We start from the raw sequence: 7,664 nt of genomic DNA on the forward strand, positions 1-7,664 counted from the left end.
TTTAAAAACAGGTAGTTTTGTAGATCAAGGCAGTTTGTTTACTACTGTTTCCAACATTAGTTCTGTGCATGTCTATTTCAATGTTTCCGAAAAAGAATACCTTGAATACATCAAGTCAAAAGGCGAAACCACAGAAAACAATGTAGTTCAGTTGGTACTTGCAGATGGCGCTCCCTATTCTTATGAGGGAATTATTGAAACCATGCAAGGAGAATTCAACGCCAATACCGGTTCTATTGCCTTTAGGGCATTATTTCCTAATCCGAGTAAAATCCTCAAACATGGTGCAACTGGTAAAATCATTCTTACCAATAAGATAAGGAACGCCATTATTATACCTCAAAAGGCGGTTTTTGAAATTCAGGACAGGAGTTTTGTATACATTGTGAAAGAAGACAATACAGTGGAAATGCGCAGTATTGTCCCTAGAGCAAGATTTTCCCATTATTATGTCATAGAATCCGGTTTGGAAGTAGGAGAGCGCATGGTGTATGAAGGCATCCAAAACGTAAAAGATGGAATGACCATCCAACCAAAAATTATTGCAGGGGAGACAGATGCTGCCTTACCGGAAAATGACGATACCCTTGCAGAAGTAATGCCTACCAGTACAGAAAAATAAGCTATGTTTGATTTATTTATAAAAAGGCCGGTTTTATCACTGGTGATATCCCTTTTCTTTGTGTTGCTGGGATTGTTGTCTTTTTTCACCTTGCCGGTAGAACTTTTCCCGGATATTGCGCCACCATCTGTATCCATTCGTGCCAAATACAGGGGAGCAAATGCAGAAGTAGCGGCCAAAACAGTGGCCACTCCTCTTGAAAAAGTGATCAATGGTGTGCCGGGGATGACCTACATGACCTCTGTAAGTAGTAACAGGGGTACAGTTATCATCAAAGTTTATTTTCAGGCCGGAGTTGATCCGGATCTGGCAGCGGTAGAAATACAGAACAGGGTTTCTACGGTGGTCAATGACTTACCGGAAATTGTTACCAAAGCAGGGGTTACGGTGGAAAAGCAAGTGGAAGGCTTGCTCATGTATATCAACGTGGCCAGTGATGACCCCTCACTGGACGAAGCCTTTATCTATAACTTTACCGATCTCAATGTGCTCCAAGAGTTGCAGCGGGTGGATGGTGTAGGTCTTGCCGAAATCATGAGTACCAAAGATTACTCCATGAGGATATGGCTCAAGCCCGATCGAATGACGGCTTATAAAGTGGCCACAGACGACGTCATCGCTGCCATCAACAATCAGAATGTGGAAGCAGCCCCCGGGCAGCTGGGGATCAGCTCCGGTAAAGACATGCAAATGCTCCAGTATGTCCTTAAATACACCGGTAAATTTTATGAGCCCAAGCAGTATGAAAACTTGGTCATCAGGGCCAACCCGGATGGGTCAATACTAAGGTTAAAAGACATTGCTGATGTGGAATTTGGTAACTTGAATTATGGTAGGATTGCCAAGATGGATGGGAAACCTGCCGCTTCGGTAATGGTTATTCAGCGTCCCGGATCCAACGCCAGTGAGGTTATTGCCAATGTAAAAGAGAAAATAGAACAAATTAAGCAGGACAATTTCCCATCAGGGATGGATTATAAAATCTCCTATGATGTGTCCAGATTCTTGGATGCTTCCATTCATGAGGTATTGGTTACCTTGGTAGAGGCATTTATATTGGTTTTTATTGTGGTTTTTATTTTCCTACAGGATTTTCGCTCCACACTTATCCCTACTTTAGCCGTTCCTGTTGCATTGATCGGTACCTTGTTTTTTATGCAGTGGTTGGGCTTTTCTATTAACCTGCTTACCTTATTTGCACTGGTACTGGCCATAGGTATTGTGGTGGATAATGCCATTGTGGTGGTGGAGGCAGTTCATGCCAAAATGGAGAAAGAAGGTCTGGCACCGCGTGCGGCTACCTTTGCTGCCATGAAAGAAATCAGTGGGGCCATCATTGCCATTACCATGGTAATGTCTGCCGTGTTTGTTCCGGTGGCATTTATGTCCGGTCCGGTTGGCGTATTTTATAGGCAGTTTTCCTTGACTTTGGCCATCGCCATTTTTATTTCCGGGATCAATGCACTGACATTAACTCCTGCGCTTTGTGCCATCTTGCTTCAAAACCATTATGGTGAAGAAAAGAAACAAACCTTGTTACAACGATTTTTCAATGGTTTCAACCATTACTACAATTTCTTTGAAAACAAATATTTTCAATATGTCACCTTCTTGGTGCCTAGAAAGGGAATCACTACGCTGATATTACTCTTCTTCTTTGCGGCCACTTGGGGGGTAAGTAAAATATTGCCCACAGGCTTTATCCCAACTGAAGACCAGAGTATGGTGTATGTAAATGTAACCACTCCCGTGGGTGCAACAGTGGAAAGGACAGAAAAGGTTTTGGATGAATTGATCCATAAATTGGAAGGAAATGAGGCGGTAGCTTCCGTTTCCAGTTTGGCTGGGTATTCACTGGGAAATGGACTTTCCGGGGCCTCTTATGGTATGGCCATGGTCAATCTCAAATCCTGGGATGAAAGGAAAGACCTGCCCATTCAGCAGACATTGGACGAATTTGGAAGGCTTGGTGATGAAATTTCTGATGCGAAGATCAGTTTCTTCTTGCCTCCTACAGTTTCAGGTTTTGGTAACTCCAGTGGTTTTCAGATGAAAGTACTCGACCAAACAGGAACAGGTAATCTGGACCGCTTGTCCACAGTAACCAATGACTTGGTGGAGGAGCTGATGGCCAGTCCGGAAATAGGCTTTGCTTTTACTGACTTCGCCCCTACCTTCCCGCAGTTTCTTATTAGGATTGATCAGGATCAGGCAGCCAAAAATGGAGTCACGATAGCCAAAGCCCTTGGAACCATGCAGGTTTTATTGGGTGGGCAATTTGTTTCTGATTTTGTTCGCTTTGAACAAATGTATGATGTAATGCTACAAGCCGGGCCGGAATACAGGGCCAAACCTGAGGATGTAATGGCGCTTCAAGTAAAAAACAATGAAGGTGAAATGGTGCCCATCTCTTCTTTCCTAACCATGGAAAAAGCCTATGGTCCCGAACAGTTGACGAGGTTTAATATGTACAATTCATCTACTGTAAAAGGTTCTGCTGCCCCCGGGTACAGTAGTGGAGATGTGATTGCTGCTATTGAAAGAGTAACGGCCGAAAAACTTCCCCAAGGATACAATCATGACTGGTATGGGATGTCCAGAGAAGAGGTTACTTCAGGAAACCAAGCCATTGTTATTTTCTTGATCTGCTTGTTGTTTGTCTATTTGATTCTTTCCGCACAATATGAAAGTTTTCTCTTGCCACTTCCGGTGATTCTATCTCTTCCGGTGGGGGTATTTGGTGCCTTTATCTCCCTTTACTTATTGGGCTTACAGAACAATATTTATGCGCAAGTGGCATTGATCATGCTTATCGGTCTTTTGGGTAAAAATGCCATTTTGATTGTGGAATTTGCCATTCAGAAAAGAGAAGCAGGGCATTCTGTGATACAAGCAGCTGTGGAAGGATCCGTGACCAGGTTGCGACCCATATTAATGACTTCCTTTGCCTTTATTGCCGGCTTATTGCCTTTGGCAATGGCCACTGGTGCCGGGGCTTTGGGTAACCGATCCATTGGTACGGCAGCTGCAGGGGGTATGTTAATCGGGACCATATTTGGGTTGATCATCATCCCAGGATTGTATGTGATTTTCGCCCATTTCACCTTCCAGAAAGTAGAAGAAAATCAAAAGCCAACTTCAGAAAAGAAAGATAATACACAAGTATCTTTTTCAAATAATTGAACAAATACTCCATGTTTTTAAAAAATAAATTGATCCTTCGTCTTTCCATAGGCATCCTGGCGATGGTATCGGTGTTTGCCTGTAAAAGTATTGAGGCTCCGGTAATGCCAGAAATGGAGCCAATGCCTGAGACCTTTTTGGATATAGAGGACTCTGCCAGTATTGGGGACATTTCCTGGGAGGAGTTCTTCAATGATCCCAATCTTGTTAGCCTAATCGAAACTGGGCTTGAGAATAACCTGGATATCCTGACAGCCCTGGAAAGAATTGAAATTGCCAGGGCTCAGTATAGAATTACTAAAGGGCAAATGTATCCGACCTTAAATGGGATGGTTCGATACCGCTCTGGAGATATTCGGCCCAACTTGTTTAGTGGCACCATCAATGGAGACAGAAATGTTGTCAATAGAGCAGAGAATAATTTCATAGGCTTTCAGAGTACCTGGGAAATCGATATTTGGGGAAAGGTGAAAAATAGAAAGGAAGCTGATTATGAAAAATTTCTAGCTACAGGCATGGGAAGACACCTGGTGGTCACCAATATGGTAGCTGAGATTTCAAGAATTTACTATCAATTACTGGGTTTAGACATTCAGTTGGAAACCATCAATAGGAATATTGAATACCAAGAGATGGCATTGGAGCTGATTAAAATTCAGAAAATGGCCGGTAGGGCGACAGAGCTGGCTGTGCAACAGTTTTCAGCTCAATTGCTTTCTACAAAAAGCCTTTCTTACGAGAAGCAACAAGAGATCATCGAGACAGAAAATAGATTAAACTTTATTATTGGCAGGTTTCCTCAGCCTATTGAAAGGGCCTCCTCCTTATTGGAAATCAAACTTCCGTATGGGATGGAAGCCGGTTTGCCAGCAGACATGTTGCTTCGTAGACCTGATATTCGTCAGGCCGAACATGAGCTAAGGGCAAGTAATTTCAATGTAGAAGCGGCTAGAAAAGAGTTTTTGCCTTCCTTAAGCCTTACTCCTTACGTAGGGTTGAATGATAAGAGCCTTCCGGCAGCTTTGGAAATGCCCGGTGGCTTGACCATCGGGATATTGGGCGGTTTGACAGCTCCGATTTTTGCTCAGAATCGTATCAGAGCAGGATACGATCAGTCCATAGCTTCCAATAAAATTGCTTTGTATAATTATCAAAAAAGCATTCTGGATGGTTACCAGGAGGTGTCAGGTAAACTCCAGCGTGTGGGTAACCTTAGAAATATTTACAGCCTTAGAGATGAAGAAACAGCCGTCCTGCTCAATGCAGTATCGACGGCCAATGAATTGTTCCGAGGAGGATATGCGACTTACCTGGAGGTGATTACGGCCCAGTCAAGGGTACTGGAAGCAGAATTGGACAAGACCAATACAAGGATTGAAATGTTCCTCACTGTAGTGGACCTTTACCGTGCATTGGGAGGTGGTTGGAAATAGTCCGGCCATTTCTTTTTTACCTAAGCCTACACTTCGTATTTTTGAAGTGCTATGATGAATTGGGAAAAATTACTATTGCCCGAAGGCTTAAAGCCTTCGGATACGGACCTTCAAAGAAGTCAATTTGAACGGGATTTTGATCGGATAATCTTTTCGGCACCTTTTCGAAATCTTCAGGATAAAACCCAGGTTTTTCCCCTTCCTGAAAATGATTTTGTGCATACCAGATTGACCCATAGCCTCGAAGTTTCAAGTGTAGGACGATCTCTGGGAAAGTCAGCGGGAAAATTCCTTTTGGACAAATATCCGGAATTGGCATCAAAGAAATTGCAGCCTTTTGACATTGGAGGAATTGTGGCCACTGCGGCTTTGGCCCATGACATTGGCAACCCTCCTTTTGGGCATGCCGGAGAAGAGGCCATTTCAGATTTTTTTAAGTTTCATGCCACCGGGAAATTATGGCAGCAAAAGTGTTCGGCCAACGAATGGGAGGACCTTACCAACTTTGAGGGAAATGCCCAAGGATTTCGCATGCTGGTGGACAAAAAAAATGGGATGAATATCTCCCCCGCTACCTTGGCTTCATTTACCAAATACCCAAGGCCTGCTTGGTGCAAAGCTTCCGGTCAGAAAAGAAGAAGCCAAAAGAAATTTGGGTTCTTCACCAGTAATATTTCTCATTATGAACTCTTGGCAGAAGGAATGGGCATTCCTCAATTGGCTGACAATTGCTGGATGAGGCATCCCTTGGCTTTTTTGGTGGAGGCTGCAGATGATATTTGTTACAGTATTATTGACCTGGAGGATGGTTGTACCCTAGGTTTGGTTTCCCTTGATCAGACCATTTCTTTAATGGGGGCGATTGTTGGAGAGCGATATTCACCGGAGAAACTTAAAAAATACAGTAGTCCAAAACAGCAATTGGCCATCATGCGGGCCATGGCCATCAGCCAGCTGATTCAGGAAATCACGGCTGTTTTTGAAGAGAAAGAGGCAGCCATTTTAAGCGGTGAATTTGATCAAGCTTTGACAGAAATTATACCTTCAGCTGAGAACTTGGAAGCCATTACTTCGCTTTCTGTTAAAAAAATATACCGGTCTCAACCTGTATTGGAAAAGGAGGCAGCAGGATATCAGGTATTGGAAGGCTTATTGGCCACCTTTTCTGACGCCTTATTTAATTTTCACTTTGAGAAATCAAGGTTTTCAGGCCACAACAAGAGTATTTTGCGTTTGCTTCCTGAGGAGCTGGAACTCCAAAAATCCGGTGATGCCTATGCGCTAATGAGAGGTTTGTTGGATTTTATTTCCGGGATGACAGACAAACATGCCCTTTCTCTTTATAGGCGGGTAAAAGGAATTACCATTCCGGGTACTTGAGTTTGTAAATGAGAAATATTAAATCAGGAATGAACTCGTAAGTCCTAAAAAAACCAAAATCCCCCTTTTTTTCAAAGGGGGACAAAGGGGGATTTGTTGAAGAACTGGAATCCCTAAATAAATCGAATTCTTAGGTTAGATTTTGTCAGCATTGTTGCAGAAAAGGCGCAACAATGTCGCCAAAATCAAGATCGAGTAGGTTCCCCTGACCACGGGCTTCACCCGTGGCTATTATATTTTCAGCCCTTCAGGCTTCTCCGTTTCTTTCAGGTAGGCTATAATCGAAACCCGATATTAATTATAGTGTAATTGATAGATACGTCTTCAGAAAAAAGGTATAACAATCTATGAAAATTCACTATTCGAAAATTTGCCTAAAACCCTATTTTCCGTAATTCCCGTAATAAGGGGGAGTTGCAAGAAATGGTATTTTAACGCCGAATTTAAATGGACCATTGAAATGTGAAATCAGAAACATACTGTAAGCCCGAAAAACCAAAATCCCCCTTTTTTTCAAAGGGGGACAAAGGGGGATTTTTTCGTAAATATTATAAAAAATAAGCTTGAGAATATAACTTTTCCACGCTGTTAAGACTAGCACTGCTCCCTCTACCTACGGCTGAGCGGAGTCGAAGCCATAGGAATAGGTGCTTGTTTTACCTACGCCTTTGGATTCGCTTAACTTCTCCAAGGAACTACGGTACAATTCAATAATTAATAGGGCTATTTAGCCAGCTCAAAAGCAATTACTTGAACATAGACCTTGTTTAAAACTGCTAAATTGATGTTTCTCTTAGGCTCAGTAGACCAAGTGCATAGATTTTCTTCAATTGCCATACATATACCCCTGTTTTCTATTAACTTTACGGCTTCGTTTTGGACAGATTACAAATGTCCTAAAAAATAAGGCGCATCAAGACACAGATAATATTTTCTAATTACAGTGAAGAAATATCAGGAGTTTAAACAGGTAGATTACCCCAAAATAGGGGAGGACGTATTGGCTTTTTGGAAAAACAATGCCGTTTTTGAAAAATCCATTAGCA

General features: G+C 42.5%; 4 protein-coding genes. All 4 read left to right on the forward strand.

What is annotated here, in order from left to right; translation table 11 throughout:
- Window positions 1–622, forward strand: a 622-nt coding sequence (locus AAC037_RS14860; protein ID WP_339903720.1) for an efflux RND transporter periplasmic adaptor subunit, incomplete at its 5' end; no start/stop codon positions are given.
- A gap of 3 nt (window positions 623–625) precedes the next feature.
- The gene (locus AAC037_RS14865) at window positions 626–3,805 is read left to right on the forward strand and encodes an efflux RND transporter permease subunit (RefSeq protein WP_339903721.1); all 3,180 of its coding nucleotides are present in this window, start codon (window positions 626–628) and stop codon (window positions 3,803–3,805) included.
- An 11-nt stretch (window positions 3,806–3,816) separates the two neighbouring features.
- On the forward strand, window positions 3,817–5,238 hold the full coding sequence (locus AAC037_RS14870; RefSeq protein WP_339903722.1) for an efflux transporter outer membrane subunit: 1,422 nt from the start codon (window positions 3,817–3,819) through the stop codon (window positions 5,236–5,238).
- Window positions 5,239–5,289: 51 nt separating this feature from the next.
- A complete protein-coding gene (gene dgt, locus AAC037_RS14875) occupies window positions 5,290–6,618 on the forward strand; it encodes a dGTP triphosphohydrolase (RefSeq protein ID WP_339903723.1) in 1,329 nt (442 codons plus the stop codon).
- Window positions 6,619–7,664: the final 1,046 nt, after the last annotated feature.

The sequence above is a fragment of the uncultured Cyclobacterium sp. genome (assembly GCF_963976465.1).
Lineage (GTDB): Bacteria > Bacteroidota > Bacteroidia > Cytophagales > Cyclobacteriaceae > Cyclobacterium.